Raw genomic sequence first — 26,895 nt, 5'->3', positions numbered from 1 at the left:
AATTTCATTTTTGGGATCCGTGATTCCACAGAGCAATGCTGACCGTTCTTCAATCCCAATGGATGGCCGCGCTATCGAATCATATGCCTAATACAGAACGCATAGTTGCGTACATACCGACTTCTTGCTCACCGTATGCGACGGCACATCATATGTGGCAGAAAGAAAGTATGCGCATCCACCTCAGCGCCGACACGGCATAGGTTCGCTTTGGCCGATTGTGGCTAATCCGGGGCTTGCGGCGTACTGCATCCTGGTGTACTTCCGCCTCGCCTGGGCTCGCGCCGCCTCAGCGCTCGGTGCGAGAATGTGAGAGTGCAAGGTGACTGTGCTCGACGACTGGTGGTGGCCGCGATCATCGTGGACGACCTGGGACAGCCAACCAGAGTGTTCGCTGCGAGGCGGACGCGCCCTGCGGCGCTCGCTGGCCTCTGGGAGTTCCCCGGTGGCAAGACCGAAGACAATGAGACGCCGGAGGCTGCGCTCGTCCGCGAGATCCGCGAGGAGCTCGGTGCGACCATCTCTGTCGGTCTGGAAGTACCCCATGTATCGGGCGCATGGCCAATCTCGGAGAGGTACGAGATGCGGCTCTACTTCGCTGCCGTCGCGCGCGGAGAGCTCACAGCGGGCGACTCCCACGACGAGTTGTGTTGGATGGCACCCGGCGATCTAGCATCCGTCGCATGGTTGCCCTCAGACGCAGGCGCGATAGAGACTATCCAGGAACGCCTTTCGACGTGGACTGCTTAGACTTGCAGGACAAACGGGCCGTGGATACCGCGGACGGCGGTGAGCCGCGGCGCGTACCGCGTGTCGCGGATATTGCTCGCGTAGATCGAGAGGCACTCGTCGACCTCATCAGGCTGGATGCATGATTCGCCCCGCCCATCGCGAATCTCCGTGATGCGCAATCCGTCTTGGCTCCAGTCGAACCAGATCTCGCGGGCACCGGGCGACGCATCTCTCACCAACCCGGCAATCAGATCCACAACGAGCCGGTTGATCTCGCGTTCCTTCGCTGGGCCAGAGGCAAGGCGGAATGCGCGATTCAGGTCTCGGTCGAGAACTGCTCGTGAAACCACGATTACCTCCGCACGTTCATTCAGCCGCGACCCGATGTGTCCGAATTGGCACCCGTGGTCAGGATTTCATAGCTCGCAGGCAGCAGTGCCGTCACCTACACTGGCAGGGCGCCCAGCTCCTGCCCACGGATCCGCTGACTGATGACCTGGGTGATGCCATCGCCCCGCATCGAGACGCCGTAGAGCGCGTCGGCGACCTCCATCGTCGGCTTCTGGTGGGTGATCACGATGAGCTGCGACTTGTCGCGCAGCTGCTCGAACAGGGAGATCAGGCGGCGGAGGTTCGTGTCGTCCAGAGCCGCCTCGACCTCGTCCATCACGTAGAAGGGTGAGGGACGGGCGCGGAAGATGGCGACCAGCATGGCGACGGCGGTCAGGGACTTCTCGCCGCCGGACAGCAGCGACAGCCGCTTGACCTTCTTGCCCGGCGGCCGGGCCTCGACGTCGATGCCCGTCGTCAGCATGTCTCCCGGCTCGGTGAGGATCAGCTTGCCCTCGCCGCCCGGGAACAGGGTCTTGAACACCTCGACGAACTCGCGCTCCACGTCCACCCAGGCCTCGGTGAACACTTGCAGGATCTTGGCGTCCACCTCCTCGACCACGCTCAGCAGGTCCTCGCGGGCCGACTTCACGTCCTCGAGCTGCGTCGAGAGGAAGTTGTAGCGCTCCTCCAGCGCCGCGAACTCCTCTAACGCCAGCGGGTTCACGCGCCCCAGCGTCGCTAGATCCTTCTCCGCGAGCTTGAGGCGGCGTTCCTGCACCGCCCGGTCGAACGGGAGCCCCTGCGGCTTCACCACCGTCTCGCCGCGCTCCCGCGCAGCCTCGTACTCCTCCAGCTCCAGCGGCGACGCGGGCAACAAAACATCCGGCCCGTACTCGGCGACCAGGTCGTCCGGCGACATCGCGAACGACGCCACCACCTGCTCCTCGAGCTGCTCGATCCGCAACGCCGCCTGCGCCCGCGCCACCTCGTCGCGGTGCACCGCATCGGTGAGCTGGGCCAACCGCGCGGTCAGTGACGTCGCCTCCTGCCGCGCGACGTCCAGGGCGCCGGCGCGCTGGGCGCGTGATGCCTCCAGCGCATCACGGTGCGCAGCAGCCCTCGTCACCGCGCGCCCCAAGCGCGAGGTCACCAGCGCAGCGCCCTCCGCCACCGACGCGGCAACCGCAGCTGCCGACAGACGCGCAGCAGCCGCCGCCTCCGCCCGCTCCCGCGCGGCCCGCTCGGCAGCGGCGGCCCGTCGAAGCCCCTCGGCCTTGCCCCGCACGCCGGCCGCGCGCTCCTCGGCCGTCCGCCGAGCGAGCCGGGCCTCCATTTCGACCGACCGCGCAGAAGCCAAAGCCGCAGCCGCGGCGTCCCGCTCCTCGGTCCCCACCGACACCGACTCGGACGGCAGCGCCTCGGCCAACCGCAGCCGCTCCTCGTGCTCCACCAGCGCCGCCCGCGTCTCGTCCCGGGAGCCCTCGATCCGCGTTCGCTGCGCCACCAGCCGCTCGGCCTCGTCCCGCGCGCTCCGCGCCGCCTGCCCGAGCCGCGCCAGCTGCTCGTAGATCGCACCCAACTGCGCGTCCGACTCGTGCAGGGCGGCCAGCGCCGCCTCCGTCACCTCGCGCCGCGCGGTCAGCTCCTCCCGAGCACCCGCCAGCGCCGCCGACAACGACTCCACCGACCGCCGGGTCTCCCCCAGCGTCGCCTCGGCGGCGCCGATCGACTTCTGGACTTCCAGCGTCGACTGCCGCGCCGCGGAGCCGCCGGTCAGCACCCCGTGAGAGATGACGTCACCGTCGGACGTGACGGCCCGCAGCTCGCGCCGCTCGGCGACCACCGCCACGGCCTCGTCCACAGACCCGACCAGCACGTACCCTGCCAGCGCCGCCGTCACCGCCCCCGCCAGCGACGACGGTGCCTCCACGCAGTCCGCGGCCCAGACGGCACCGTCGGGCAGGGGGCCGCCCGGCAACGAGCTCGACGCGAGCCCCTCGACGACGACCGTCGCCCGTCCGCTGTCCGCGTCGCGCAGCGCGGAGATGGCCGAAACGGCCAGATTCCGAGAGTCCGCCGCCACGGCCTCGGCCACCGGGCCCAGCGCCACCGCGACTGCCTTCTCGTACCCGGCCCGGATCGCGAGCCGCGAGGCGACGGCGGCGGTCACGCCGTCCACGTGCTCGACGACCCACGCGGCGCCGTCGCCCCGGTCCAGGTTCATCGACAGCGCCTCGATGCGGGCGACCAACGAGGCGACCTTCTGCTCCGCCTCCCGCTCCGAGGCCTGGAGCTCCTCGACCCGCGCGGTCGCGGCGTTGAAGGCCGCGACGCTGCGCTCGTGGTGCTCGTCGAGCGACGCCTCCGAGGCGTCGAGCTCGGCGATCTGCCCCTGGACCTGCTCGAACTCGGCCTCGGCGGCCTCGGCGCGCTCCACCGCCTCGGCGATGGCCGCCGTCAGCCGTCCGGACTCCGCCTCGACGGACTCCGCCCGGGTCCGGAGGGTCTCCACCTGGCCGGCGAGTCGCGCCAACCCTTCCCGACGGTCCGCGATCGCCGCGACCGCGGCCATGTGCGCCTTCTCAGCGTCCCGGGCAGTCTCCTCGCGCGACGCGAGCTCCTCCGTCGCCTCCTCAAGGATCATGGCGGCCTCCTCGAGGGCCTCCATGAGCTCGGCCTCCTCCTCGGCGACGCGCTCGGCCTCGGCCTCCAGCTCGTCGGGGTCGCGGCCGGGGGCGTGCTGGACGGGCTCGGAGAGCAGGCGGGCGCGTTCGGAGGCGATGCGCTCGGTCGACGAGACGCGCTCGGCGAGCGCGGACAGCGAGAACCAGCCCTCGCCCGCGGCCTTCACCGCCGGATCCAGCGCGGCCACGGCCTCGGAGTGCTCCGCGACCAGGGCATTCGCCTCGTCCAACTGCTCCGCGACGAGATTCTGCTCCTCCCGCACCGCAGCCTCGTTGCCGCTCTGGTCGGCCAGCTCGGCACGCCGCCGCACCAGGTCGTCCGCGGCCAGGCGGAGCCGTGAGTCGCGGAGGTCGGCCTGGATGGTCTGTGCCCGCCGCGCGACCTCCGCCTGCCGCCCCAGGGGCTTGAGCTGGCGGCGCAGCTCCGTCGTGAGGTCGGTGAGCCGGGCCAGGTTGGCCTGCATCGAGTCGAGCTTGCGGACCGCCTTCTCCTTGCGGCGGCGATGCTTGAGCACCCCGGCCGCCTCCTCGATGAAGGCGCGACGCTCCTCGGGCTTGGACTCGAGGATCGCGGCGAGCTGGCCCTGCCCCACGATGACGTGCATCTCCCGGCCGATGCCGCTGTCGGAGAGCAGTTCCTGCACGTCCATGAGCCGACACTTGGTGCCGTTGATCTCGTACTCCCCGGCGCCGTCGCGGAACATGCGCCGCGTGATGGAGACCTCGGAGTAGTCGATGGGCAGCGCACCGTCGGAGTTGTCGATCGTGAGCGTGACCTCCGCGCGCCCCAGCGGCGCCCGGCCGGAGGTGCCGGCGAAGATGACGTCCTCCATCTTGCCGCCGCGCAGCCCCTTGGCGCCCTGCTCCCCCATCACCCAGCGCAGCGCGTCCAAGATGTTCGACTTGCCCGAGCCGTTGGGCCCGACGACGCAGGTGATCCCCGGTTCGAGGCGCAGAGTCGTCGCCGAAGCGAAGGACTTGAAGCCCTTCAACGTCAGCGACTTGAGATACACGAAACGCCAGTTTAGGCGGTGGCGTCTACAGGACCGCCATCGCCACGATCAGACCGAGGGCGATGTGACACGCGCCGATCACCCGGGCCTGCGGGAGGAACACCTCGGAGTACATGAGCTCCTCCATGTCGACGCCCGTGACCAGGTCCAACACGCGCACGGACACGATCTGGGCGATGATGCCGACGAGGCCGTAGACGACCGCGTAGGTCACGCCCTCCGCCAGTCGGCCGCCCGCGGCGTAGATCGCGACCACGATGATGAAGGCCATCGACAGCATGCCCGCCGCGGTCACGTAGGTGGCGTTCGGCTTGCCCGCCTTGACGAGCTCGCGGAGCTTGCCGGGCGTGGACAGGTCGACGGCGTAGAAGCCGGCGACCATCAGCACGAGGCCCACGAGGGCGTACAGGCAGATCGCGCCGACGCCCTTGCCCAGGGTGCCCATGTCCGCGGCGGCGAGGAGGGTCGTGTTCATGATGCGGTCGTACCTTTCGGAGTGATGCGGTGCGGGATGAAGGCGGCACCGTCGTCGGTGATGAGCCCGGAGGTCTCGCGGATGCCGATACCCGCGGACTCGTCGCCGACGACCCACGCCCCGATCACGGGTCGGTAGCCGTCGAACTCGGGCAGCGGGTCGAACATCTGGTAGACGTAGCCCTCCGCGCCGTAGACGCCGCCGGTGGCGGTCTCCCGGCCGCTGTCCACGATCGTGAGGTTCGCGCCCTCGCGCCCGAGCTTGGGCTTCTTGACGTACTCGGTGAGGAAGCCGGGGCTGTCGATGAAGGCGGGCAGCAGGTTCGGGTGGTCGGGGTACATCTCCCACAGCACCGCGAGGATCGCCTTGTTGGAGAGGATCGTCTTCCACAGCGGCTCGATCCACGTGGTGGCGGGGATCGATTCGACGACCCGCTTGCCGAAGTCGTCCTCGAGGATCCACTCCCACGGGTACAGCTTGAACACCGAATGGATCGGCGCGTCCTCGAGGTCGACGAAGGTCTTCAGGTCGTGGTCCCAGCCGATGTCCTCGATGGGCAGCCCGACGGTGTCGAAGCCCGCCTCGGCTGCCGTCTCCTGGAGGTAGCCCGTGGTCACGTGGTCCTCGCCCGTCGCGTCGGCGCCGGACCAGGTGAAGTGCAGCTCCGACGGTGGGATGACGTTGCGGATCTCGCCCCAGCGCGCGACGAGCGCCTCGTGCAGAGAGTTCCACTGGTCGTAGCCGCCCTCGTCCCAGGAGCGCTTGTCCGGCGCGGTGTCCTGGAACCAGTACCACTGCACCACAGCGGCTTCCAGCAGCGAGGTGGGTGTATCGGCGTTGTACTCCAGCAGTTTCGCGGGGCGCCGGCCGTCGTACCGCAGGTCGAACCGACCGTAGACGTGCGGGTCCTGCCGCTTCCACGACTCCTCGATCGGGCCCCACGCCCACTCGGGGATGCCGAAGTCGGCGTACCGCTCGGTGAGGATCACGTTCTCGACGGCCTTGAGGCACATCGAGTGCAGCACCTCCACCTGCGCCTCGAGGGAGAGCACCTCGTCCATGTCGAACTCGTAGAACACGGATTCGTCCCAGTAGTTCCGGCTGTCGCCGGCCCCGTCGCGCGCGGGGGTGCCGAACACCAGGCCCTGCGATTCGACGGTCCGCTGCCAGCCCGCGCGGGGCGTTCCTCGCATGCGCCGCATCTACGATCCGCTCGATCCGGAGCCGCCCTTGGAGCTCCCGCCCTTGCTGGAGGTGCCCAGGCCGCCGCGATCGATGTTCTTGCCGCTGGAGCCGCTGTTGCTGCCCGCGTTGGTGTTTCCGGACCCGCCCTTGTTGCTCGTGCCCTTCGACCCGGCGGCGGGCGGCGCGGGCTTGCTCGCCGCGTTGGTCTGGCCGTTGGAGCCGAAGGAGGTGGTCTTGGCGGGGTCGATCGCCGACCCTGACGAGGTCCGGAAGGCGGTGTTGGCGGGCCGGTCGTAGCTGCCGCCGGTGATGCGGCCGTTGTTGACGGTGCCGCCGTAGTTGTACCGATAGCTCAGGCCGTTGAGCAGGATGAATCCGGTCACCGGGTTGTACGTCCCACGGGAGCAGTAGTCGTCGGAGACCACCTGCTGCCCGTCCACGGTGCAGTACGCCGTCTGCGTGCTGACGTTCCGCGTACCGTCGTTGTCCGGAATAGCGACGTACAGCAGGGCGATCGCACCGACCACACCCACGCCGACGCCCGCACCGATCATCTGCTTGCGGCGCCGGCTCTTCTTCGCGGCCGCAGCGGCGGCCTCCGCGGCCTCGCGCTCCTGGTCCTCGGCGCGCTGGCGCTGCGCGCGCTGCCGGGCGCGGGCCTCGGCCACCGTCTCCGGGCGCGGCTTCGTGTTCTCGTCCTGCTCCCGCATCCGGCCCGGGCGCCGCGGAGCGTCGCCGGTGTCCGGCAGGTGCAGCTCGGGCGGCATGCCCGGCACGGGAAGGTGGTTCGACTCCGGCCCGGGGATGAACCCCGCGGGACGGTTCTCAGGAACGGGCGGCTGCATGCCTCACCTCTCCTCGAACGACGGGAGCCCGCCGCGTGCGGGCCCGAACAGTTCCACGACCAGGTCGACCCTGCCCGGAGTGTGCCCCGACCAGAGGCGCTGCAGCAGAGTGTCGCACGCCGAGCGGGCGCCCTCGACCACGACCCGCACACGACCGTCCGGCTGGTTCGCGGCGTAGCCGAGCAGGCGGAGTTCCAGCGCCTGGGTCTTCGTCCAGTAGCGGAAGCCGACGCCCTGCACGCTGCCGTGGACCCACGCCGTCATCCGCACCTGCTCGACGGTCACCGGGTCAGTCCGTGGTGATGTCGAGGTTGACGACGGTGCCGGCCTTGAGCGTGCGGCCCACGGTGCAGACCTGATCGATCGCGCGGCGTGCGATCGTGACCAGGCGCTCCCGCGCGGCCTCGTCGAGCTCGGACAGGTCCAGCTCCAGGATCTCGTTGAGCTCCGGGTAGACCTCGTTCTCCCGGTCCGCATCACCGGAGACGCGGACCAGCGCGTCGTAGTCCTCGCCGAGCCGGCGGGCGAGCACGTGGTCCGTGGACATGCCGCTGCACGCCGCGAGCGCGATCTTCAGCAGCTCACCAGGGGTGAACACGCCCTCGACGTCCACCGAACCGACCAGTACCTCCGCACCGCGCGAACTGCGTCCCGTGTACCGGCGCACGCCGGTGCGCTCGACCCAGAGTTCCGTGGACGGTGCCTGCGCGTTCGTGTCGTCGGCCATGCCATCAATCTACGACAGATCCGGGCATCTCGACCGCACCGGGTTCGCGCGCCCGGTGCAGTTCACCGAACGCGCGTACCGTTCGGATCATGCGGGCCCGCCAGTGGATCTTCGTCGTCGCCGTTCTCGCGTGCGCGGCCGCTCTGGCCTGGGCGGCCGCGTCCGGTCCCGACCCGTTCCCCACCCACACCGGTCTGGGCGGCCGGGCCGACAGTTGGCGCCCGCGGGAGTCGGCGGTCGTCGAGCTCGCACTCGTCACCGGCGGCATCGCCGTCCTCTTCGCCTGCCTGTCGTACGTCGTGCCGCGGCTCCCGGCGTCCTTGGTGAACACGCCCCGCCGCGACTACTGGCTGACGGACGCGCACCGCCCGGCGTTCTCGCGGATCATCGCGGACTTCTTCCTCCTGATCGGCAGCCTCGTCCTGTTCCTCAGCGCCGCATCCACCGCCCTGTCGGTGATCGACGCGCACGAGAGTGCCGCCCGGTCGGCTCTGCTGGTGCTGTTCCTGCTGGCGATCGCCGCGTCGGTGATCCATCTGTTCTGGACGCTGTCGCATCCGCCGCGCTCCCCCGCCGTCCGGCCCCGCACCCGCGATAGTTCGCAGCAGTGATCTTGCGACCATGAGACCTCGACGGCGGATCTTCGTCGGCGCACTGATCCTGTGCGCCTCCTGACCATCACGATCGCGGGAACGATCCTCGGTTCGGGATCGAGTCCCGTTCTCGCCGTGGCTGTGCGGGTCTTCTTCGCGCTGATCCTCGCGAGCGTCGTGCAGCTGATCCGCACGCTCGTCACGGTGCCGGAGCGCGCCGCGTAGCGCTACGCTGGGCGAATGACTCAGGCGCCGGGCGAGGGCCCGTTCTTCCACGGAACCACCGCCGAACTCCGGCCCGGGGATCTCCTCCGCGCGGGGTTCCGGTCCAACTACAACCCGGACGTGGTGATGAACCACATCTACTTCACGGCCCTGCGCGACGGCGCGGGTCTGGGTGCCGAGCTCGCTGCGGAACTCAAGGCCGACGGTGCCGCCCCGCACGTTTACGAGGTCGAGCCGACGGGCGCGTTCGAGGACGACCCGAACGTCACCGACAAGAAGTTCCCGGGCAACCCCACCCGCTCGTTCCGCAGCACGGAGCCGCTGCGCGTCGTCGCCGAGGTCCACGACTGGACCCGGCTGACGCCCGAGGCCCTGCAGATGTGGCGCGACACCATCGTCGCCAAGGCACCCGCCGACCGCGGCGAGATCATCAACTGAGCGCCGTGTCGGGTCCGGTCGTGGACCGGCCTACAGCCCCGCGGGTACGACCTTGCCGTTGACGGTGACCTCGATCTTGCCGGTCTGGGGGTTGAAGGTGACCTTGCCGTGCTCGAAGGTGGTCTGCTTGACGGATCCGACGGTGGTCTCGTCGCTGGTCACGGCGCCGAGCGGACCGGCGGAACCGTTCTTCCCGCCCACCGGGATCGGCTTGCCGGTGGCGTCGCGCTCGACGTTCCACGCGTCCCGGATCCTGCCCCAGGTGATGTAGGCGGGGGTACCGGCGTCCGCGTTCTTCGCCGTGATCACACCGCCGGTGAACTGCTGGAAGACGACACCGTTCTCGCGGGTCCCGGCGTTGTGATCGCCGACGAGCACGGCCCCGAGGCCCTTCTTCTGCGCCGCCGTCGCGGCGGCGTATTTGACCGCGATCGGGCCGGTCAGCTTCACCTCACTGCCGTCGGAGCCCTTCGCGGTGACCGTGCCCGAGGGCTTGGCCGCCGTGGACGACCGCGCGACCGACGGTGCGCCGGGCTTGGCGGCGCCGCTCGACGGCCCCGCGGCCTTCGCGCCGGTACTGGACGCGGCGGCCGTCGACGCGCCGGTCGTCGAAGCGACGTCCTTGGTGTCCGCGGTGCTGGTACATCCCGCCGCGATGAACAGGGCGGCGGTCAGTGCGGCGACGGCGCCGACGGCGCGGCGATCTGCGAATCTCGTACCCATGAGGTCTTATTCAGTCCCTACCGCGGCACATGATCGGCCGCTCGTTCGAACATTCGACAGCCCCGACTGTAACGGTGCGAACGAGTTTCTGTAACGGAACGGCCAACATTCGATCGAACCGGTCCCGTTCGCCCGGATCCGATCCATCCGCAGCGCCGGCTCCCGTCGTCGCGCCGACCGGGCTGATCGCACGCACGCTGCGCGCCGCCGTTCCCCCATCTGCGGCTGCCGGCAGTTTCACGAGTTGCGCACTCGCGCAACGCCTGCGCCGAAACACACGACGTGCGTGACGCACCAGGTCGTCGTATGGTTGGGATGCCGACCGAGCTCGAACAACTCGGTACGCGTCGGCCACCGGATGCGTGCGCCGGGATCAGCCTCGCGAAGCCTGTATCGCGCATACTGACGAACGGTGTCGGCATCCCATCCCGTCGGCGCGACGACAGCTGTGACGATCGTGCGTTCGGTCGTCACAGTCGGCTGCTTCCGTGCCGTCGCCCGGTCATGAGCTCGTCCTTCCGATCGGATTCCAGCCCCGTCAATCGTCATGGACGTCCCGACAGTCCGGCGGCGGCGCAGGCGTCTCCGACTCGAAGCTCCGCGCTTGAACGATGTCGTTGTCGACGACGATGCTGCGGAATCGTCCGGTGAGGTTCCCGACCAGGTACGCAGCGAGACCGCCGGACTCGTAGTCGATCGCACCGAGTGACATCAGCAGCACCGGCCAGCCGTTCGGTGTCCCCCTGGTCGTTCGCCACAGGCCGATGGTCCCGCGGCGGCCCTCCCCCCAGGGGAGGTAGAAGTCGTCGACGCCACCGACGGCCTCGGCACCGACACCGAGCGGCGCCACGTCGACCGAGTACGCGCCCTGCCCGCTGTAGAATTTGAGCATTCCGAGCAGGTTGCCGAGCTGTCGCCGCCGGTCGAGGATCTGTTCCGGGCTCCAGACCCTGATGCAGGATCGGAAGCGACCGGGCCCGTAGGTGTCGATGATGTGCTTGTAGTCGGCGGGGAGGCGGCCGAGCTCGTTCTCGATCTCGGCCCAGTCCCGTCGCCGGGGAGGATCATCCGGCGGCGCCACTACGCGCACGAGCTCCATGAAGCACGCCGACCCACCGTCGCGGAGTTCACCGAGGCTCGGGGCCGGAGCCCCAGGGGGAACGGACTTCTCGTCGCCCACACGGCCACCCCGCGGATCCGCCATATCGCCACTCACCTCTCATCCCGATGTGCCGTGCACACGACGTCGGTCGTCGACGTCGCCGGCTGCGGGCACCCGCTAGTCCTGTCATGCTCTGTCGAGGATTTCCTCGAGCGGAGACGGCGCCGACACTCGGTCGCGCACCGTTCGGTACGAGCACGAGGGCAACACCAGTACGCGCCCGAATCCAGTTCTGCACCAGACAGACTGCGTTCGGAAGCCACCTCTCCTGCTGCCCCAGGCAAGGCCGGTCGAAGCCGGTACAGGGCGAACCCGCCCCCATCGCGGATCCACACCGACTTCAACGTTGCTCGGTATATTGACCCATCCTCAGGATCTCGGCAACCGCCTCATCGGCCGGCGCGCCTCCGCATCCGAACCTCGAGCCCGATCGAGCACTCCTCGGTGGGCAGAAAACGCAGGTGAGGGGCCCATCGCCCCGACGGGTGCGGGCAACCGCGCCCCATCTGCACCAGATGAAAGTGAGCAAACTAACGATTCGGTGATACCGATCACAGCTCGAATAGGCCCGACGATGACCGATCTGCGGGCATTCGTCCGGCTGATCCGCGAGCAGAGCGGCCTCACGACGGAGGGGTGCTGACGGCCCCTCACCACCGTGGGCTGCGCTGGCACGTCGGGCAGAAGTGCGAGCTCCGGTTCATGAACTGCTCTCGCACGATCGGGGCCCCGCACCGGTGGCAGGGCTCCCCCTCGCGCCCGTAGGCGTCGAGGCTGCGCGAGAAGTACCCGGACTGTCCGTTGACGTTCACGTACAGCGAGTCGAAGCTGGTGCCGCCCTGATCCAGCGCGGACCGCATGACGTCGGTGGCGTCGTCGATCAGCCGGCCGAGCGCGGGCTTCGTCAGGGCCGAGGCACGCCGCCGGCCGTGGACGCCGGAGCGCCACAGCGCCTCGTCGGCGTAGATGTTGCCCACACCGGAGATCACGGTCTGATCCAGCAGGACCCGCTTGATCTCGGTGTCCTTGGCCTTCATCCGCCGGATCACGGCATCCCGATCGAACAGGGGATCCAGGGGATCGCGCGCGATGTGCGCCACCGATCCCGGGACGAGCGTGCCGGCGACCTCCACGAGCGGGTCCACCGCCCAGCCGCCGAAGGTGCGCTGATCGACGAAGCGGAGCACGGCACCGTCGGAAAGCCCGGCCCGGATGCGCAGGTGTCGGTCGTCGCCCGGGCCCACCAGCATCTGCCCGCTCATCCCCAGGTGCACCACGATCGCGGCGTCCGCGGCATCGCCGCCGCGAGTCAGGGGCAGCCACAGGAACTTTCCGCGCCGCTGCGCGGATTCGACGGAGGCGCCGGTGATCTGGCCGATCATGTCGGCCTCGCCGGCCGCGTGCCGTCGCGCGGCCCGCGGGTGCAGGACCTCGACGGTGGTGATCCCGCGACCGACCAGGTGATCGACGAGGCCGCGACGGACGACCTCGACCTCGGGGAGTTCGGGCATCAGGCCGACTCGGGGGCCTGTTCGGCCGCACCCGCCGCAGCGTCGCCCGGAGCTGCGTTACCGGAGCCTTCGGAGTCGTTGACGTCCAAGGACTTCCATGCCGCGGCAGCGGCGCGCTGCTCGGCTTCCTTCTTGGTGCGACCCACGCCCTCGCCGAGGTCGTGCTCGTCGACCACCGCCACGGCGGTGAACTCCTTGTCGTGGTCGGGCCCCGTCGAGCTGATCCGGTAGGCGGGCGCGCCCAGGTCCCGCTCGGCGGTGAGTTCCTGCAGCGAGGTCTTCCAGTCCAGCCCCGCCCCCATCGACGACGACGCCGTCAACAGCGGCAGGAACAGGCGCAGGACCACCTCGCGCGCGACGTCGATGCCGTGCTCGATGTGCACGGCGCCGAGCAGCGCCTCGGTGCCGTCGGCGAGGATCGAATCCTTGTCGCGACCGCCCGTGAGCTCCTCACCGCGGCCGAGGAACAGGTGCGCGCCGAGGCCGCCCTCCCCCAGCCCGCGGGCCACACGCGCCAGGGCGTGCATGTTGACGACACTGGCGCGGATCTTCGCGAGCTCGCCCTCGGGCTTGTCGGGATGCGTCACGTAGAGCCACTCGGTCACCGAGATCCCCAGCACGCTGTCGCCGAGGAACTCCAGCCGCTCGTTGGTGGGCAGGCCACCCGCCTCGTACGCGTAGGACCGGTGCGTGAGGGCGAGCGTGAGCAGGTCGTCGTCGAGGCCGACGCCCAGCGCTTCCAGCAGCGGGGCGCGGTCCGTGGCGGGCGGCGCGGGGAGGCGCTTGCTCACTTGTCGTCGGCCTCGCCCTCGGCGGCCGACGAGAACTGCGCCAGCTTCGCCCAGCGGGGATCGAGCTGCTCGTGCGCGTGGTCCGCGGGGAGATCCGCCAGCCGCTCGCCGCACACCTGGCACAGGCCCCGGCAGTCCGGGGTGCAGGTGGGATCGAGGTTCAGTTCCATCCCGACCGCGTCGATGACGGCCTGCTCGAGGTCGATCAGATCGTCCTCGATGCGGTACATCTCGTCGTCGTCCGTGGTCTTGGCCGTCTCGCTGTCCGGGTAGGCGTACAGCTCGGTGAGGAACAGGTTCAGGGCGCCGGACACGTCACCCAGGCAGCGCGCGCACTGCCCGGTCGTGTCGGCGCTCACGGTGCCGGTCACCAGGACCCCCTCGGACACGGCCTGGACCTGCAGATCGAGGTCGATCTCCTCGCCGGCCTCGATGCCGATCAGGTCGACCCCGATGCGCTCGGGGGCGGCGATGGTGCGGTGCACCTGCGCTGAGGTGCCCGGACGACGACCGAAGGCTCGGACGTCGAGGACGTACGGCTTGCCGGCCGGCTGGCGCACGGCGGCACTGGTTTCGTTCACAACAGACCTCGGAAAGTGTCGGGGGTCGAGCCAAACACCCGATTGTACGTCAAGAAGCCCGGTGCGTATCCGCGCGTGACTCCGCGAACTCCTCGAGGTAGCCGTCGGCCGCGCCGTGGTCGCTGTAGTCGTGCACGCCGGCGGCGGTGCGCAGCTGCTGACGGCCGCGGTTCACCGAGCGCATGGTGGCCCCGAGGACCTCCTCGAACTGTGCGAGCTTGGTGTCGACGTACACGTCGCACTCGCCGCGGAGGCGGTCCGATTCGGCGTGGGCCGCGTCGATGATCCGATCGGACTCCCCCTTGGCCGCGGCCACGACCTCGGTGCCCGAGACCAGGCGCTCCTGTTCGGCGATGCCCTCGGCGACCGAGCGCTGGTACGCGGCGTTACCCTCGGCCACGACGCGCTCCGCCTCGGACCGCGCGCGGCCGGTGACGGCCTCGTACTCGCGCTGGGCGCCCCGTCGGACCCGCTCGTCCTCGGCTCGGGCCTCGGCGACCAGCCCCGTGGCGTGCTGGTGCGCCTCGGCGACCATGCGGTCGGCCTGCGCCTTCGCGTCGGCCAGCAGGCGGTCCGCCTCGGCGCGCGACCGGCTCAGCGTCGCGTCCGCCTCGGAGTTCGCCTGCGTCACCGTGGTGTCGTAGTGGGTGCGCGCCTCGCTGATCAGGCGGTCCTTCTGGTCGAGCACGTCCTGGGCGTCGTCCAGATCGGCCGGGAAGGCGTCACGGATGTCGTCGAGGAGCTCGAGCACATCCCCGCGGGGCACGAGGCATCCGGCGGTCATGGGGACGCTGCGCGCCTCCTCCAGGATGGCGCCCAGCTCGTCCAGTGCTTCGAATACGCGGTACATACACCCATTGTGACGCGTGGGACCGGTGTTTCGCCGCAACGCCGCCGCCGCGTGTCGAAGACTCGGGGAATCGGCCGATTTCAGGCCCGCGACGGGTCAGGGAATCGCCGGCGCGAAATCGGCTGATTCTCCTACAGCTTGGCCGCCAGCGCGGTCTGCACGTTGGGCGGGATCAGCTCGGAGACGTCGCCCCCCAACTTCGCGACCTCCTTGACCAACGAGCTCGAGACGTAGGAGTACCGCGGCGCGGTGGTCAGGAACGCGGTCTCGACACCGGTCAGGTGCATGTTCATCCCGGCCATCGGGAGCTCGTAGTCGAAGTCGGTGGAGTTGCGCAGCCCCTTGAGGATGCACGCCACGCCGTTGTCCCGCGCGTAGTCCACGAGCAGCCCCGTCCACCGGTCGACGGTGACCCCGGGCAGGTCCGCGACGTTCTCCTCGATCAGCGCGATCCGCTCGTCGATGGAGAACATGCCCTGCTTGTTGGGATTGACCACGACGGTGATGACGAGTTCGTCGAAGATCCGTGCGGCGCGGCGGAAGATGTCCAGGTGGCCGTTGGTCATGGGGTCGAAGGACCCGGGGCAGCACGCCTTGCTCATACCCGATCATCCTGCCAGACGGCGATCTCCACGCGGGTCTCCCCGTAGTCCCGGGACATGTCGAGCTCGAATCCCTCCGGCCAGGTCACAGCCGGCGTCCGCGCCGAGCGCTCCACCACCACGTGCGCGCCGGGCGCGAGCCAGCCGCCGGTCAGCGCGGCGAGGTCACCGTCGACGGCCTCCGCCGGCACGTCGTACGGCGGATCCAGGAGGGCCAGGTCGAAGGGCTCGGCCGGGAGCTCCAGGAACGCCCGCACGGCCCGACGGTGCGCCGTCACCCCCGGCAGTCCGACGGCCCGCGCGTTCTGGTTGAGCACCATGACCGCCTTGGCATCCGAGTCGACGAGGACGGCGCGCGCGGCGCCGCGGGACAACGCCTCGAACCCCAGTGCGCCGGAGCCCGCGTACAGGTCGAGGACGGCCAGCCCGTCGAGATCCAGACGCGACTGCAGCGCGCTGAACAGCGCCTCGCGGACGCGATCGGACGTGGGCCGAGTGCCACGGGGCGGCACCGCGAGCCTGCGCCCGCGTGCCGCCCCCGCGATGATCCTGGTCATCGCACCAGCCTAGCGGCGGCGTCAGCGCGCCTTGGCGAGCCGGGCCTCCTCGATCTGCGCGAGCCGGGTGGCGTCGGTATCGGGCCCCGGCACCTCGGTGCCGCGGATGGAACAGCCCTTCGTCTCCTGAAGGAACGGCAGGGCGACCAGTCCGATCGCGCACGCGGCCATCATGTACACGGCCGGGAACATGTTCCACCCGCTCGACTCCACGACAGCGTCGTTCACCAGGGGCGCGGTGCCACCGAAGGCGGCCGTCGCCACGTTGTAGGAGATCGCGAAGCCCGCGTAGCGGACCTGCGTCGGGAACATGGCAGGGAACGTCGCCGAGATCGTGGAGAGCTGCGGGATGTACAGCAGACCGAGGACGACGAACCCGAGGATCGCCCAACCGAATCCTTGCCCCATCAGCCAGAACATCGGAATGGCCATGACGAACAGACCCGTCAACGAGAGCCACCACATCGGCTTGCGACCCGTGCGGTCCGAGAGCGAACCGAAGAACGGAATGCACAACGCCATCAGCACCTGCCCGATCAGCATCAGCGTCGTCGAATCCGACTCGGTGAGCCCGATGGTGCTGTGCAGGTACGTCGGCATGTACGCGAGCAGGGTGTAGTTCGCGACGTTCAACGCGATGACGAGCGCGAACATGATCATGATGGGGCGCTTGTACTCCCGCAGCAGCTGCGTGAACCGCTGCCAGGCCGACCCCTGGTCCGCCTCCTCCTCGACCATCTCCTCGAACACCGGGGTGTCATCGAGCTGGTTCCGCAGGTACCAGCCCACGAGGCCGAGGGGGATCGCGACGAAGAACGGGATGCGCCAACCCCAGGAGTACATCTCATCGCGAGTCAGCAGATGCTGCAGCAGCAGAACGAACGCAGTACCTCCGGCGAAGCCGCACATGGTGCCGAACTCGAGGAAGCTCCCGTAGTGGCCCCGCCGCTTGTCCGGCGAGTACTCGGCCATGAAGGTCGCGGCTCCGCCGTACTCGCCGCCGGTCGAGAAGCCCTGCACCACACGGAGTGCGATCAGCAGTACCGGCGCGAGCACACCGACTTGCGCGTGCGTGGGCAGGACACCGATCAGCGCCGTCGAGGCGGCCATCAGGAGGATGGTGGTGGCCAGAACGGCCTTGCGCCCCAGGCGGTCGCCCAGCGGGCCCCAGATGAAGCCACCCAGCGGCCGTAGAGCGAAGGATACGGCGAAACCCAGCAGGGTCCCCAGCGTGCCGAGCGTTCCCGGGAAGAACGCCTGCGTCAGGTAAGCAGTGGTCGCGGCGTACACGCCGTAGTCGAACCACTCGGTGAAGTTGCCCATCGCGGAAGCCGCGATGGCCTTGTGCAGCGTCTTCTTACGCTGCGCTTCGGTCTCCTGCAGTCCCACCGTGGAAAGCGGGGAACCACCGGACGATGTTGAATTATCAGGCATGCAGATCAGCCCCTGGCGTTGGTCACCGTGCGGACCGGGCTTGCCTGTGGCTAGACACTGCTGGGCCCACCGGACGTGTGATTACCGCGCGTTCGACGTTAACAGAATCGAACGATGCATCCACCGCCACTGGTTCATCAGGTGGACATCGTGCGGCATCCCCGCTGGTAACCCTGCCTTCGTCGGGTGGGAACCCGATCCGGGCATCGTCGTGTCCATGCCCCTCAGTGACTTCCCGTTCTCACGCCGCACCGCGCTCCGCGCCGGTGCCGCCGGCGCCCTGCTCGTCCCCGCCGGCTCGCTGCTCTCGGCGTGCGGTTCCACGTCCGACGGTGCCGCCGCCTCGTCGTCGGCCGGCTCGACCGGTCTGGTGCGCGGCCGCCCCAGCCTCACGCACGGTGTCGCCTCGGGCGATCCGCGGACAGACGGTGCCCTCGTCTGGGCCCGATCGGACGCACCCGCGCGGATGATCGTCGAGACGGCCTCGTCGGAGTCCTTCAGCGACCCGCGCCGCTTCGAGGGCCCGAGGCTGGACCCGACGTCCGACGGTGCCGGACGGTTCCGGATCACCGGTCTCGAACCCGGGCAGACGGTGCACTACCGCGTCACGCTGGAGGGCGAGAACGGCGCGCGGTCCGAGCCCGTGGCCGGCACGTTCCGCACGGCACCGTCGGCCGCGGGGAACGTGAAGTTCCTGTGGTCGGGTGACGTGGTCGGCCAGGGCTGGGGCATCAATCGCGACGGCGGCATGGCGATCATGGGCGCGATGGCCGACACGCAGCCGGACTTCTTCATCCACTCCGGTGACGCGATCTACGCCGACAACCCCGTGCCCGAGACCCAGAAGCAGAACGACGGCAACACGTATCGCAATGTCACCGCGGCGGCGAAAAGCCGGGTCGCACAGACCCTGGACGATTTCCGCGGCAACTTCGCCTACAACCTGCTCGACGAGCACTACCGCCGGTTCGCGGCGACCGTGCCGCAGCTGATCCAGTGGGACGACCACGAGGTGGTCAACAACTGGTACCCCGGTGAGTCGCTCGCGGGACAGAACCGCAAGGGCTACACCGAGACCGACGTGAACAAGCTGGCCGGGTTCGCGTACCGGGCGTGGCGGGAGTGGCAGCCCGTGCAGCCGACGGAGGCCGCCGACGGCCGCCTCTACCGCAAGATCTCCTACGGCCCGCTGCTCGACGTGTTCGTGCTGGACATGCGCAGCTACAAGGACCCGAATCCGAACAACTGGGCGACCACCGACGACGGCGGCATCCTGGGCGCCAAGCAGACCCAGTGGCTCATCGACGGGCTGGCCGGCTCCACCGCCACGTGGAAGGTGGTCGCGAACGACCTGCCGCTGAGCATCGTCGTGCCGGACTCGCTCTCGGACCCCAAGGACGGCCCGAAGTCGATGGAGGCCGTCGCGCAGGGCGATGGCGGCGCGCCCCTGGGCCGCGAGATCGCCTTCTCGCGCATCCTCTCCCGCACCAAGGACGTGAAGAACGTCGTGTACCTCACCGCGGACGTGCACTACACCGCCGCGATCTCCTATCACCCGGACAAGGCCGCGTACCAGGACTTCTCGCCGTTCTGGGAGTTCGTCTCGGGCCCGCTCAACGCCGGAGCCTTCCCGAAGAGCCCACTGGATCAGACCTTCGGCGCGCAGTACGAGTTCGTGCACGCCCCCGACACGCCGAACGCGTCCCCCGCCGAGGGATTCCAGCACTTCGGCGAGGTGACGATCGACGCGGGCTCGCGGGCGCTCACGGTGAACCTGCGCGACGCGAAGGGCGCCTCGCTCTACGCCAAGGAACTCGCTCCGGCGTAGTCCTGCGCTCCGGCGTAACGGAAGCGCTGGGCGGGGTGATCGGCGGCGATTCGGTCACCCTGCCCGAACAGCTTGTGCCGCAGCGTTCCCGGCACGTACTCGGACGGGTACACGCCCCGTCTGCGCAGCTCCGGCACGATGAACTCGACGATGTCCTCGAAGGTGCCGGGAGTGATGGCGTAGGCCAAGTTGAAGCCGTCGACGTCGGTCTCCTCGACCCACTCCTGCAGCTCGTCGGCGACGCGCTGCGCGGACCCCACGAGCACCGGCCCCATGCCGCCGATCCGGCCCCACTTGCCGATGTCCTCCACCGTCCAGTCCTTGCCCGACGGGTCCGCCTGCTGGAAGTTGGAGACGGCCGAGATGATGGCGTTGGACTGCACGTCGCCCACCGGGTCACTCGGGTCGTAGGCACCCAGGTCCACCCCCATCCAGCCGGACATGAAGACCAACGAGCCCTCGACGCTGGCGTACCGGTGATACTCCTCGAGCTTCGCCTGCGCTTTCGCCTCGGTGCCGTCCGTGACGATCGTGAGCAGCGTGTAGACCTTGGCCGAATAGGGATCGCGACCGTTGGCGACGAGGCCCTCGCGGATCGTCCGCACGACCTTTTTCAGGATCGCCTTGGTGGGCGCCGCGACGAAGATCGCCTCGGCATTGCCCGTCGCGAACGCCAGCCCGCGCGGCGACGCACCGGCCTGGTAGATCACCGGGGAGCGCTGCGGCGAGGGCTCGCCCACGTGGATGCCCGGCACGTCGAAGTACTTGCCGTGGTGGTTGATCGGGTGCACCTTCGACGGATCGGTGAACACGCCGCTCTCCCGGTCGCGGATCACCGCGTCGTCCTCCCAGGAGCCCTCCCAGAGTTTGTACAGGACCTCGAGGTACTCGTCGGCGTGGTCGTAGCGCTCGTCGTGCTGCAGCTGGTCGAGCTGCCCCATGTTCTTCGCCGCCGACGGCAGGTAGCCGGTGACCACGTTCCAGCCGATCCGGCCGTTCGTGAGGTGGTCCAGCGTGGTCAGCCTGCGCGCGAACGGGAACGGGTGCTCGAAGCCGGTGCCGGCGGTGATGCCGATCCCCAGATGCTCGGTGGCGCCCGCGATCGCCGACGCCAGCAGGATCGGATCGGAGACAGGCACCTGCGCCGCGTGCTTGATCGCGGCATCGCCGTTGCCGTTGTACGCGTCGTAGATCCCCAGGACGTCGGCGATGAAGATGCCGTCGAAGGTGCCGCGCTCCAACAGCTTCGCGAGATCGGTCCAGTAGCTCAGTTCCTTGTAGCGATGGGACTGGTCCTGCGGGTGGCGCCACAGCCCCGGCGACTGGTGGGCGACGCAGTTCATGTCGAAGGCGTTGAAGCGGATCTGGCGGGTCATGCGGCCGAGGCTAGGCCGGCCGCCCCGGCCCGCACAGGCTTGCGCTCAGCGTGACGCGATCACGGCCGGCATCAGGCCAGATTGAGCTGCCAGGACACGCCGAACCTGTCCCCCACCCACGCGAACGCCGTCGAGAAGCCGTACTCCCCCAGCGGCATGTAGGTCTTCCCGTCCGCGCCGAGCACCGCGACGAGGCGCTCCAGCTCGACCCGGTCGTCGCAGTCGACGAACAGCGAAGTCGACGGGGTGAAGTCGAAGGCGTGGTCCACGGCGCTGTCGCTGATCAACACGTGCTCGCCCTTGATCACCAGCTCGGCCAGCTGGATGCCCTGCGCCGGGTCCGCGTGCGGCACCGACGTGAGGACGGCACCGTCGAACGCCGAGACGTACAGGTCGATCGCGGCGGCGGCCGCGCCGCCCTGGAACATGAGGAACGGACGGATCATGGTCATGGGCCGAGCCTACGGCGGCGGTGCGTCGTAGGGTGCGGACATGACATCGGTGGTCGTGGTGGGCAGTGTGAATCTCGACGCGGTCACCGTGTGCGAACGTTTCCCCCGGCCGGGCGAGACGGTCACGGGACGCTCGGTGACCTTCGGGCAAGGCGGCAAGGGCGCCAACCAGGCGAGGTCGGCGGCGCGCGCCGGGGCGTCGACGGTGTTCGTCGGCGCGGTGGGCGAGGACGCCGCCGCCACGACGGTGCTGGGCTCGCTCGCGGCGGCCGGCGTCGATGTCACCCGAGTGGCGCGGGAGCCGGGCAGCACCGGGTTCGCGAACGTCACGGTCGATGCGTCGGGCGAGAACCACATCGTGGTGGTGCCCGGCGCGAACGCGCAGGTCCGCGTCGACGACGGTGCGCGGCAGGCCATCGCCGCGGCGGACGTGCTGCTGCTGCAGCTCGAGATACCGCTGGAAGTGGTCGTCGAGGCCGCCCGCGCCGCGCGGGAGGCGGGCACCGTCGTCCTGCTCAATCCCTCTCCCGTGCGCGACCTCCCCGACGAACTGGTGGACCTGCTCGACGGGGTGATCGTCAACCGGGACGAAGCGAAGGCGCTCGCCGAGGTCGTGCGCCGCGTCCCGCAGGTCGTCACCACCCTCGGCGGCGACGGGGCCCGCGCGTCCGGGCCGGGCGGTGAGGTCGCGACGCCGGGATTCGCGGTGGACGTCGTCGACACCACCGGCGCGGGCGACGCCTTCGCGGGCGCGCTCGCGGCGCACTGGGACCTCCCGCCCGCCGAACGGCTGCGCCGGGCGAACGCGGCGGGGGCGCTCACCGCTGCGGGCGCCGGTGCTGCCGCAGCGCCGTCGGCGACGGAGATCGACGCCTTCCTCACCGCGCACGAGGCCGCCCGATGAGCCTCACGATCCACGACGTCCCCGGTTCCGGTCCGTACGCGCGACCGGCTCCCCCGCAGCCATGATGTGACCCATCTCACATTCACCCGGCTCCCTGGGGATACACCGGTGTTCCGGTGACCGATTCCGGAGCGCGGGTGACTTCCGCTGGGGCGATTGTTAGCGTCGAAAGCGATGAGCCCGTCTCACAAGAGCGATCCCACCGCCCCCGCGAAATCGGGGGTCACCACCCGACGCCCGTCGATCGACGACGGGATCCGGTTGTGGGAGATCGCCAGGGACACCGAGGTTCTGGATCTCAATTCGACGTACGCGTACACGCTGTTGTGCCGCGACTTCGCCGCCAGCTCCATCGTCGCCGAACGGGACGGTGCCGTAGCAGGTTTCGTCACGGGCTACCGCCGACCCGACCGCCCGGACACGCTGTTCGTGTGGCAGGTGGCGGTGGACGCCGCGCACCGCGGCCACGGCATCGCGTCGCGTATGCTCATCGATCTGTTGGATCATCTTGCGGTGGCGGGCGTTTCACGCCTGGAGACCACGATCACCGCATCCAACACCGCGTCCCAGGAGCTCTTCGGCTCTGTGGCGAAGAAGCGCGGTTCCACTCTCACGGTGCGCGACCTGTTCGCCTCGCACCACATCTCCCCCACGCAATCCGACCCCCACGAGCCCGAGCAGCTGTACGTCATCGACCCCGCCTGACCGGCGGGGGCTGCAGGCCCACTAGGAGGATCACCATGTCCACCCTGACCGACGAGAACACCAGTACTGCCGATTTCGAGCAGCCCTCGATCTTCAGCACCCGCGAGTCGCAGGTGCGCAGCTACTCCCGCGGTTGGCCCGCCGTCTTCGACCGGGCCGAGGGATCGTGGCTGATCGACCGCGACGGCCACCGCTACCTCGACTTCTTCGCGGGCGCCGGCGCCCTCAACTACGGGCACAACCACCCCAAGCTCAAGCAGGCCCTCGTCGAGTACATCTCCGAGGGGCACATCACCCACTCGCTCGACATGTCGACCGTGGCGAAGGGCGAGTTCCTGCAGACCTTCGAGGACAAGATCCTGCGCCCGCGCGGCCTCGACTACAAGGTGCAGTTCCCCGGACCCACCGGCACCAACACCGTCGAGGCGGCTCTGAAGCTCGCCCGCAAGGTGAAGGGTCGCGAGTCGATCATCAACTTCACCAACGCCTTCCACGGCATGACGCTGGGCGCCTTGTCGGTGACCGGCAACTCGATGAAGCGCGGCGGCGCGGGCATCCCGCTGGTGCACGCGACGCCGATGCCCTTCGACAACTACTTCGACGGTGTCGCACCGGACTTCCAGTGGTTCGAGGCCGTGCTCGCCGACTCGGGCAGCGGGCTGAACAAGCCGGCGGGCGTCATCGTCGAGACCGTGCAGGGCGAGGGCGGCGTCAACGTCGCGCGACCCGAGTGGCTGCGCGCCCTGGCCGACCTGTGCGAGCGGCACGACATGCTGCTGATCGTCGACGACGTCCAGATGGGTTGCGGCCGTACTGGACCGTTCTTCTCATTCGAGGTGGCCGGCATCACCCCGGACATCGTCACCCTGTCCAAGTCGATCGGCGGATACGGCCTGCCGATGGCGCTCACCCTGATGAAGCCCGAGCTGGACGTGTGGGGCCCCGGCGAGCACAACGGCACCTTCCGCGGCAACAACCCCGCGTTCGTGACCGCGAAGCACGCGATCGATGAGTTCTGGTCGGACGACAGCTTCGAGAAGGAGACGCTCCGCAAGGGCGCGCACATCGAGAAGCGCTTCGGCGAGCTGTGTGCCGAGTTCCCCGAGCAGCTGAGCCACCGCGGCCGCGGCATGGTGCAGGGACTGGTCTTCGCCGACGCCGACAAGGCGGGCGCGGTCTGCGCCGCCGCCTACGAGCAGGGTCTCCTCGCGGAGACCTCCGGCCCGTCGGACGAGGTGGTCAAGCTGCTGCCGCCGCTGACCATCACCGACTCCGATCTCGACCTGGGTCTCGACATCCTGGCCACCGCGACCCGAAAGGTGCTGATCTGAATGATCGTTCGTACCACCGATGAGATCACCGGCACCGAGCGCGACGTCGCCGCGGGCCACTGGCGCAGTAAGCGCATCGTCCTCGGCGGCGACCGGGTCGGCTTCTCCTTCCACGAGACCGTGATCGAGCCCGGAACCGTCAACGAGTTCCACTACGCCAACCACGTCGAGGCCGTGTGGCTCGTGGAGGGCGAGGGCACGCTCCTCGATCGCGAGACCGGCGTAGAGTACCCGCTCGCACCCGGCACGATGTACCTGCTCGACGGCCACGAGCGACACACCGTGACCACGCGGACCCGGATGCGCATGCTGTGCGTCTTCAACCCACCCGTCGTCGGCACCGAGGTGCACGACGAGAACGGCGTCTACCCGCTCGTCGCCGTGCCAGACTGATACTCATGACCTCGCTCGCCGATCTGGCCGTCACCCTCAAGTCCCTGCACCGCAAGGGCGATCCCGTCGTCCTGCCCACCACGTGGGACGCCTGGTCCGCGAACACCGCCGTCGCAGCCGGGTTCGCCGCGCTCACCGTCGGATCGCATCCGATGGCCGATTCGGTCGGCAAGCCCGACGGCGAGGGCATGACCTTCGACGAGGCGATGACCCGCGTCGCCCAGATCACCTCCGCAGTCCCGGTTCCCGTCTCCGTCGACATCGAGTCCGGTTACGGGCAGTCCGCCGAGCGGATCATCGATGGCCTGCTCGGAGCGGGTGCGGTGGGACTGAACATCGAGGACACGGTGCACGGCGAAGGCGGCCGCTTCCGCGAGGCCCAGGAGCACGCGGACCTGGTCGCCGCGCTGCGCGCCGCGTCCGACGCCGCGGGCGTGCACGTCGTCATCAACGCCCGCACCGACATCTTCAAGAATCAGGTGGGCGAGGCGGAGGATCGGGTTCAGCGCGCCATCGCGCGGATGCAGCTGTGCGCCGACGCGGGCGCCGATTCGCTCTACCCGGTCGCGTTCCACGACGCGGCCACGCTCCGCCACCTCGCGGACGCTCTGCCGCTGCCGGTGAACGCGATCGCGAATCCCGCGACCGACGATCTGGCCGCGCTCGCCGCCGCCGGTGCGGGCAGGATCAGCTTCGGGCCGATCTGGCAGATGCAGCTCACCGAACGATCGAACGAGCTGCTCTCGCGCTGGCGCTGACGGCCGTGGCGGGCGCGGCCGGCGCGCACGCTCACCACGACTACCGCCCCACCCGCCCGCCGTGCAGCGTCACCGCGTCGTCGACGCACCGGGAGATGAAGGCACCGTCGGGCTGCTCACCCCCGACCAGCAGGCGGAAGTACAGCGGCGCCGCGAGAGTCTCGAGCACCTCGCGCGGGACCGTACCGCCCGGTAGCTCGCCGCGGGTGATCGCGCGCTCGACGACCGGCGCGTTGCTCGCGAAACGCGTGTCCCAGAACCGTCGTCGCGCGGCGTCGACCTCCGCATCACCCGCCATCGACAGGGTCGCGCCGACGAGCCGCGCGATGCCCGGGCCCGCCAGCAACGCCGTGATCTGCTCCGCGACCCGGCGCAGATCACCGCACAGATCGCCGGTATCGGGCGCCGGATTGCCCTGCGCGGCGAGCTCGGTGACGGCGTCGGAGATCAGCGCCGTCGGTGTCGGCCAGCGACGGTAGACCGTCGTCTCCGCGACCCCCGCGCGCACGGCGACCTCCGCGATGCGCAACCCTTCGAAGCCCCGCTCCGCCACCAGCGCCAGTGCCGCAGCCAGTACGGACTCCCGGACGCGCGCGGAGCGACCGCCGGTGCGGCGCCGGGGCTCCGGGCCCCCGGCGGCACCGTCGGACTCGGGGTTCGCGCGACCGTCCATGCCCGTAGTCTCCCAGGCGCCCACGGGCACACCATCACCCGGCGCGCAGGTACGCGGAGATCCAGTTGCCGAATTCGACGGCCAGGTGCCACCGATGCTCGGTGATGTACAGGCCCGGCACGGCGGCGGGGAAGGCGACACGGAGCCGGCTGCGGAATCCGCCGCCGGGTAGGTTCCGGAACTGGTGCCGCACACCACCGATCAGGTCGCCGCCGGCGACGGACGCGGTACCGGCGACCTCGATCGGATACCCGGGGTCGCGTGGGACGGGCACGCGCGCTCGGTCGGTGTAGTCGACGAAGAAGCGACTGGGCAGGACCGCGCCGCCGGTCACCTCGATGACCTCCTGCCGTCCGTCCGCACCGGTCACGATGACGTAGTGGTCGGGGCAGGCGTCGGTCCACGTGCGTCGGTCGTCGATGTCGCGCTCCCGGGTGAACCAGGCCGCGAATCCCTCTGCCGTGCCCCGGGGACAGTCGATGTCGGTGGCGGCGATCGCCCACCGGCCGCCCGAGATCGCGAGGGCGCCCAGGGTCGCCGCGCCGGACACCGCGATCTCCGGCGCCAACATCTCGCGGATCCGCTCGACGCCGAGGTCCGCACGGGTCCTCGCGAGCACCGCCCGCGCGGGACCCAGATCCGCCGTCGCCGCGGGGCCGCGGTCGATCAGCGCGGCCAGCTCGCCCCGCGCCACGCCCGGATAGTCCCGCGCCAGCCGCGCCGCTGCCACCGGGATCCGGCGGGCCTCCCAGGCGCGGATCCGATCCGGTGTCACCCGCTCGCCGTCGAGGAATGTCCGCAGCTGCGGAGCGGGGGCGGCGGACCCGGGTGCCCCGAGGGCGCTGCCGGCGGATCGGGCCGCCACGACCACCGACCCCGAGGCCGAGGCCGCAGCCGCGCCGAGGAGGAACCGTCTGCGATTCGTCGTCACCGTCGTCCTGCCCGGCACGGACGGCCCGGTCGTCGCAGATCGCGTCATTGTCGTGTCCCTCTCGCAGAATTAACGCTACTATT

Annotated in this window: 30 protein-coding genes; 10 read left to right on the top strand and 20 right to left on the bottom strand. The window is 69.6% G+C overall.

The genetic code is table 11. From position 1 onward, the window contains the following. Positions 1-345: 345 nt before the first annotated feature. Positions 346-750, top strand: a complete 405-nt coding sequence (locus ABZX10_RS03340; protein WP_355534505.1) for a (deoxy)nucleoside triphosphate pyrophosphohydrolase — start codon at positions 346-348, stop codon at positions 748-750. Here the strand turns inward: ABZX10_RS03340 and ABZX10_RS03335 are convergent. The 7 genes from ABZX10_RS03335 to ABZX10_RS03305 form a co-directional block, all read right to left on the bottom strand. Beyond that, on the bottom strand, positions 747-1,082 hold the full coding sequence (locus ABZX10_RS03335) for a hypothetical protein (RefSeq protein WP_355534503.1): 336 nt from the start codon (positions 1,080-1,082) through the stop codon (positions 747-749). The genes ABZX10_RS03340 and ABZX10_RS03335 overlap by 4 nt on opposite strands. 95 nt (positions 1,083-1,177) lie before the next feature. Continuing rightward, positions 1,178-4,762: a chromosome segregation protein SMC gene (smc, locus tag ABZX10_RS03330; RefSeq protein WP_355534501.1), complete on the bottom strand. Its 3,585-nt coding sequence runs from the start codon at positions 4,760-4,762 to the stop codon at positions 1,178-1,180. A gap of 25 nt (positions 4,763-4,787) precedes the next feature. Next, entirely contained in the window at positions 4,788-5,237 is a 450-nt protein-coding gene (locus tag ABZX10_RS03325; RefSeq protein WP_355534499.1) for a DUF350 domain-containing protein, read from the bottom strand. Beyond that, a complete protein-coding gene (locus tag ABZX10_RS03320) occupies positions 5,234-6,439 on the bottom strand; it encodes a glutathionylspermidine synthase family protein (protein ID WP_355534497.1) in 1,206 nt (401 codons plus the stop codon). Before ABZX10_RS03320 ends, ABZX10_RS03325 begins: the two co-directional genes overlap by 4 nt. Then, positions 6,440-7,267, bottom strand: a complete 828-nt coding sequence (locus tag ABZX10_RS03315; protein WP_355534495.1) for a hypothetical protein — start codon at positions 7,265-7,267, stop codon at positions 6,440-6,442. It abuts the gene before it with no gap. 3 nt (positions 7,268-7,270) lie between these two features. Next, positions 7,271-7,552 (bottom strand): acylphosphatase, encoded by a 282-nt coding sequence (locus ABZX10_RS03310; RefSeq protein ID WP_355534493.1) that lies wholly within the window; start codon positions 7,550-7,552, stop codon positions 7,271-7,273. A gap of 4 nt (positions 7,553-7,556) precedes the next feature. Continuing rightward, the gene (locus tag ABZX10_RS03305) at positions 7,557-7,994 is read right to left on the bottom strand and encodes an OsmC family protein (protein WP_355534491.1); all 438 of its coding nucleotides are present in this window, start codon (positions 7,992-7,994) and stop codon (positions 7,557-7,559) included. 89 nt (positions 7,995-8,083) lie between these two features. On the opposite strand from ABZX10_RS03305, the gene ABZX10_RS03300 reads away from it, so the two are divergent. Genes ABZX10_RS03300 through arr form a run of 3 tightly spaced genes read left to right on the top strand, consistent with a single transcriptional unit; the run spans position 8,084 to position 9,250 of the window. Continuing rightward, positions 8,084-8,605, top strand: coding sequence for a hypothetical protein (locus ABZX10_RS03300; protein ID WP_355534489.1), 522 nt, complete (start codon positions 8,084-8,086; stop codon positions 8,603-8,605). 51 nt (positions 8,606-8,656) lie between these two features. Then, positions 8,657-8,812 (top strand): hypothetical protein, encoded by a 156-nt coding sequence (locus ABZX10_RS03295; RefSeq protein ID WP_355534487.1) that lies wholly within the window; start codon positions 8,657-8,659, stop codon positions 8,810-8,812. A 15-nt stretch (positions 8,813-8,827) separates the two neighbouring features. Further along, positions 8,828-9,250, top strand: coding sequence for an NAD(+)--rifampin ADP-ribosyltransferase (gene arr / locus ABZX10_RS03290; RefSeq protein ID WP_355534485.1), 423 nt, complete (start codon positions 8,828-8,830; stop codon positions 9,248-9,250). Positions 9,251-9,280: 30 nt separating this feature from the next. On the opposite strand, the gene ABZX10_RS03285 is transcribed toward arr, so the two are convergent. The 9 genes from ABZX10_RS03285 to ABZX10_RS03245 all read right to left on the bottom strand — a co-directional run bounded on the left by ABZX10_RS03285 (position 9,281) and on the right by ABZX10_RS03245 (position 17,461). Beyond that, positions 9,281-9,973, bottom strand: coding sequence for a hypothetical protein (locus ABZX10_RS03285; protein WP_355534483.1), 693 nt, complete (start codon positions 9,971-9,973; stop codon positions 9,281-9,283). A 538-nt stretch (positions 9,974-10,511) separates the two neighbouring features. Next, complete coding sequence (locus ABZX10_RS03280) at positions 10,512-11,072, bottom strand: hypothetical protein (protein ID WP_355534481.1); 561 nt, start codon at positions 11,070-11,072, stop codon at positions 10,512-10,514. 713 nt (positions 11,073-11,785) lie between these two features. Further along, positions 11,786-12,646 carry a bifunctional DNA-formamidopyrimidine glycosylase/DNA-(apurinic or apyrimidinic site) lyase gene (gene mutM, locus ABZX10_RS03275; protein ID WP_355534479.1) on the bottom strand — a complete coding sequence of 287 codons (861 nt, stop codon included), beginning with the start codon at positions 12,644-12,646 and terminating at the stop codon, positions 11,786-11,788. Continuing rightward, positions 12,646-13,437 (bottom strand): ribonuclease III, encoded by a 792-nt coding sequence (gene rnc, locus ABZX10_RS03270; protein WP_355534477.1) that lies wholly within the window; start codon positions 13,435-13,437, stop codon positions 12,646-12,648. Before rnc ends, mutM begins: the two co-directional genes overlap by 1 nt. Then, on the bottom strand, positions 13,434-14,018 hold the full coding sequence (locus tag ABZX10_RS03265; protein WP_355534475.1) for a YceD family protein: 585 nt from the start codon (positions 14,016-14,018) through the stop codon (positions 13,434-13,436). The genes rnc and ABZX10_RS03265 overlap by 4 nt, the downstream gene beginning before the upstream one ends. A gap of 49 nt (positions 14,019-14,067) precedes the next feature. Continuing rightward, a complete protein-coding gene (locus tag ABZX10_RS03260; protein WP_355534473.1) occupies positions 14,068-14,868 on the bottom strand; it encodes a DivIVA domain-containing protein in 801 nt (266 codons plus the stop codon). A 131-nt stretch (positions 14,869-14,999) separates the two neighbouring features. After that, positions 15,000-15,470 carry a pantetheine-phosphate adenylyltransferase gene (gene coaD, locus ABZX10_RS03255; protein ID WP_355534471.1) on the bottom strand — a complete coding sequence of 157 codons (471 nt, stop codon included), beginning with the start codon at positions 15,468-15,470 and terminating at the stop codon, positions 15,000-15,002. Next, positions 15,467-16,027: a 16S rRNA (guanine(966)-N(2))-methyltransferase RsmD gene (gene rsmD, locus ABZX10_RS03250; RefSeq protein ID WP_355534469.1), complete on the bottom strand. Its 561-nt coding sequence runs from the start codon at positions 16,025-16,027 to the stop codon at positions 15,467-15,469. The genes coaD and rsmD overlap by 4 nt, the downstream gene beginning before the upstream one ends. Positions 16,028-16,048: 21 nt before the next feature. Continuing rightward, positions 16,049-17,461: an MFS transporter gene (locus tag ABZX10_RS03245; RefSeq protein ID WP_355534467.1), complete on the bottom strand. Its 1,413-nt coding sequence runs from the start codon at positions 17,459-17,461 to the stop codon at positions 16,049-16,051. Between the two features lie 217 nt (positions 17,462-17,678). Here ABZX10_RS03245 and ABZX10_RS03240 point away from each other — a divergent pair, with 217 nt between their 5' ends. Then, the gene (locus ABZX10_RS03240) at positions 17,679-19,289 is read left to right on the top strand and encodes an alkaline phosphatase D family protein (RefSeq protein ID WP_355534465.1); all 1,611 of its coding nucleotides are present in this window, start codon (positions 17,679-17,681) and stop codon (positions 19,287-19,289) included. Here ABZX10_RS03240 and ABZX10_RS03235 read toward each other — a convergent pair. Continuing rightward, positions 19,262-20,665, bottom strand: a complete 1,404-nt coding sequence (locus tag ABZX10_RS03235) for an LLM class flavin-dependent oxidoreductase (RefSeq protein ID WP_355534463.1) — start codon at positions 20,663-20,665, stop codon at positions 19,262-19,264. The two genes, ABZX10_RS03240 and ABZX10_RS03235, sit on opposite strands and share 28 nt — an antisense overlap. Positions 20,666-20,736: 71 nt before the next feature. Continuing rightward, positions 20,737-21,117, bottom strand: coding sequence for a VOC family protein (locus ABZX10_RS03230; RefSeq protein WP_355534461.1), 381 nt, complete (start codon positions 21,115-21,117; stop codon positions 20,737-20,739). 40 nt (positions 21,118-21,157) lie between these two features. On the opposite strand from ABZX10_RS03230, the gene ABZX10_RS03225 reads away from it, so the two are divergent. The 5 genes from ABZX10_RS03225 (at position 21,158) to ABZX10_RS03205 (ending at position 25,208) form a co-directional block, all read left to right on the top strand. After that, a complete protein-coding gene (locus ABZX10_RS03225; protein ID WP_355534459.1) occupies positions 21,158-22,021 on the top strand; it encodes a ribokinase in 864 nt (287 codons plus the stop codon). Between the two features lie 174 nt (positions 22,022-22,195). Further along, positions 22,196-22,726: a diaminobutyrate acetyltransferase gene (gene ectA, locus ABZX10_RS03220; RefSeq protein ID WP_355534457.1), complete on the top strand. Its 531-nt coding sequence runs from the start codon at positions 22,196-22,198 to the stop codon at positions 22,724-22,726. Positions 22,727-22,761: 35 nt separating this feature from the next. Continuing rightward, positions 22,762-24,057, top strand: a complete 1,296-nt coding sequence (ectB, locus tag ABZX10_RS03215) for a diaminobutyrate--2-oxoglutarate transaminase (RefSeq protein ID WP_355534455.1) — start codon at positions 22,762-22,764, stop codon at positions 24,055-24,057. Beyond that, positions 24,058-24,450, top strand: coding sequence for an ectoine synthase (locus ABZX10_RS03210; protein WP_355534453.1), 393 nt, complete (start codon positions 24,058-24,060; stop codon positions 24,448-24,450). 5 nt (positions 24,451-24,455) lie between these two features. Beyond that, complete coding sequence (locus tag ABZX10_RS03205; protein ID WP_355534450.1) at positions 24,456-25,208, top strand: isocitrate lyase/phosphoenolpyruvate mutase family protein; 753 nt, start codon at positions 24,456-24,458, stop codon at positions 25,206-25,208. A 40-nt stretch (positions 25,209-25,248) separates the two neighbouring features. On the opposite strand, the gene ABZX10_RS03200 is transcribed toward ABZX10_RS03205, so the two are convergent. Together ABZX10_RS03200 and ABZX10_RS03195 are read right to left on the bottom strand one after the other, a co-directional pair. Continuing rightward, positions 25,249-25,881: a TetR/AcrR family transcriptional regulator gene (locus tag ABZX10_RS03200; protein WP_355534448.1), complete on the bottom strand. Its 633-nt coding sequence runs from the start codon at positions 25,879-25,881 to the stop codon at positions 25,249-25,251. Positions 25,882-25,915: 34 nt separating this feature from the next. Further along, entirely contained in the window at positions 25,916-26,860 is a 945-nt protein-coding gene (locus ABZX10_RS03195; protein ID WP_355534446.1) for a hypothetical protein, read from the bottom strand. Positions 26,861-26,895: the final 35 nt, after the last annotated feature.

Source organism: Tsukamurella sp. NPDC003166, assembly GCF_040611135.1.
Taxonomy (GTDB): Bacteria; Actinomycetota; Actinomycetes; order Mycobacteriales; family Mycobacteriaceae; genus Tsukamurella.
Note: the sequence above shows the minus strand (reverse complement) of the source record. Positions and strands in the feature narration are given on the sequence as shown.

Excerpts from the sequence above, each read along its gene's own strand:
- ABZX10_RS03235 (WP_355534463.1), bottom strand. The coding sequence starts at position 20,665 with ATGACCCGCCAGATCCGCTTCAACGCCTTCGACATGAACTGCGTCGCC.
- ABZX10_RS03285 (WP_355534483.1), bottom strand. The coding sequence starts at position 9,973 with ATGGGTACGAGATTCGCAGATCGCCGCGCCGTCGGCGCCGTCGCCGCA.
- ABZX10_RS03195 (WP_355534446.1), bottom strand. The coding sequence starts at position 26,860 with ATGACGCGATCTGCGACGACCGGGCCGTCCGTGCCGGGCAGGACGACG.
- ABZX10_RS03240 (WP_355534465.1), top strand. The coding sequence starts at position 17,679 with ATGCCCCTCAGTGACTTCCCGTTCTCACGCCGCACCGCGCTCCGCGCC.
- rsmD (WP_355534469.1), bottom strand. The coding sequence starts at position 16,027 with ATGACCAGGATCATCGCGGGGGCGGCACGCGGGCGCAGGCTCGCGGTG.
- ectB (WP_355534455.1), top strand. The coding sequence starts at position 22,762 with ATGTCCACCCTGACCGACGAGAACACCAGTACTGCCGATTTCGAGCAG.
- arr (WP_355534485.1), top strand. The coding sequence starts at position 8,828 with ATGACTCAGGCGCCGGGCGAGGGCCCGTTCTTCCACGGAACCACCGCC.
- ABZX10_RS03300 (WP_355534489.1), top strand. The coding sequence starts at position 8,084 with ATGCGGGCCCGCCAGTGGATCTTCGTCGTCGCCGTTCTCGCGTGCGCG.
- ABZX10_RS03245 (WP_355534467.1), bottom strand. The coding sequence starts at position 17,461 with ATGCCTGATAATTCAACATCGTCCGGTGGTTCCCCGCTTTCCACGGTG.
- ABZX10_RS03305 (WP_355534491.1), bottom strand. The coding sequence starts at position 7,994 with ATGGCCGACGACACGAACGCGCAGGCACCGTCCACGGAACTCTGGGTC.
- ABZX10_RS03320 (WP_355534497.1), bottom strand. The coding sequence starts at position 6,439 with ATGCGGCGCATGCGAGGAACGCCCCGCGCGGGCTGGCAGCGGACCGTC.
- coaD (WP_355534471.1), bottom strand. The coding sequence starts at position 15,470 with ATGAGCAAGGCGTGCTGCCCCGGGTCCTTCGACCCCATGACCAACGGC.
- ABZX10_RS03200 (WP_355534448.1), bottom strand. The coding sequence starts at position 25,881 with ATGGACGGTCGCGCGAACCCCGAGTCCGACGGTGCCGCCGGGGGCCCG.
- ABZX10_RS03230 (WP_355534461.1), bottom strand. The coding sequence starts at position 21,117 with ATGACCATGATCCGTCCGTTCCTCATGTTCCAGGGCGGCGCGGCCGCC.
- ABZX10_RS03210 (WP_355534453.1), top strand. The coding sequence starts at position 24,058 with ATGATCGTTCGTACCACCGATGAGATCACCGGCACCGAGCGCGACGTC.
- mutM (WP_355534479.1), bottom strand. The coding sequence starts at position 12,646 with ATGCCCGAACTCCCCGAGGTCGAGGTCGTCCGTCGCGGCCTCGTCGAT.
- ABZX10_RS03325 (WP_355534499.1), bottom strand. The coding sequence starts at position 5,237 with ATGAACACGACCCTCCTCGCCGCCGCGGACATGGGCACCCTGGGCAAG.
- ABZX10_RS03260 (WP_355534473.1), bottom strand. The coding sequence starts at position 14,868 with ATGTACCGCGTATTCGAAGCACTGGACGAGCTGGGCGCCATCCTGGAG.
- ABZX10_RS03315 (WP_355534495.1), bottom strand. The coding sequence starts at position 7,267 with ATGCAGCCGCCCGTTCCTGAGAACCGTCCCGCGGGGTTCATCCCCGGG.
- ABZX10_RS03205 (WP_355534450.1), top strand. The coding sequence starts at position 24,456 with ATGACCTCGCTCGCCGATCTGGCCGTCACCCTCAAGTCCCTGCACCGC.
- ABZX10_RS03225 (WP_355534459.1), top strand. The coding sequence starts at position 21,158 with ATGACATCGGTGGTCGTGGTGGGCAGTGTGAATCTCGACGCGGTCACC.
- ABZX10_RS03280 (WP_355534481.1), bottom strand. The coding sequence starts at position 11,072 with ATGGAGCTCGTGCGCGTAGTGGCGCCGCCGGATGATCCTCCCCGGCGA.
- ectA (WP_355534457.1), top strand. The coding sequence starts at position 22,196 with ATGAGCCCGTCTCACAAGAGCGATCCCACCGCCCCCGCGAAATCGGGG.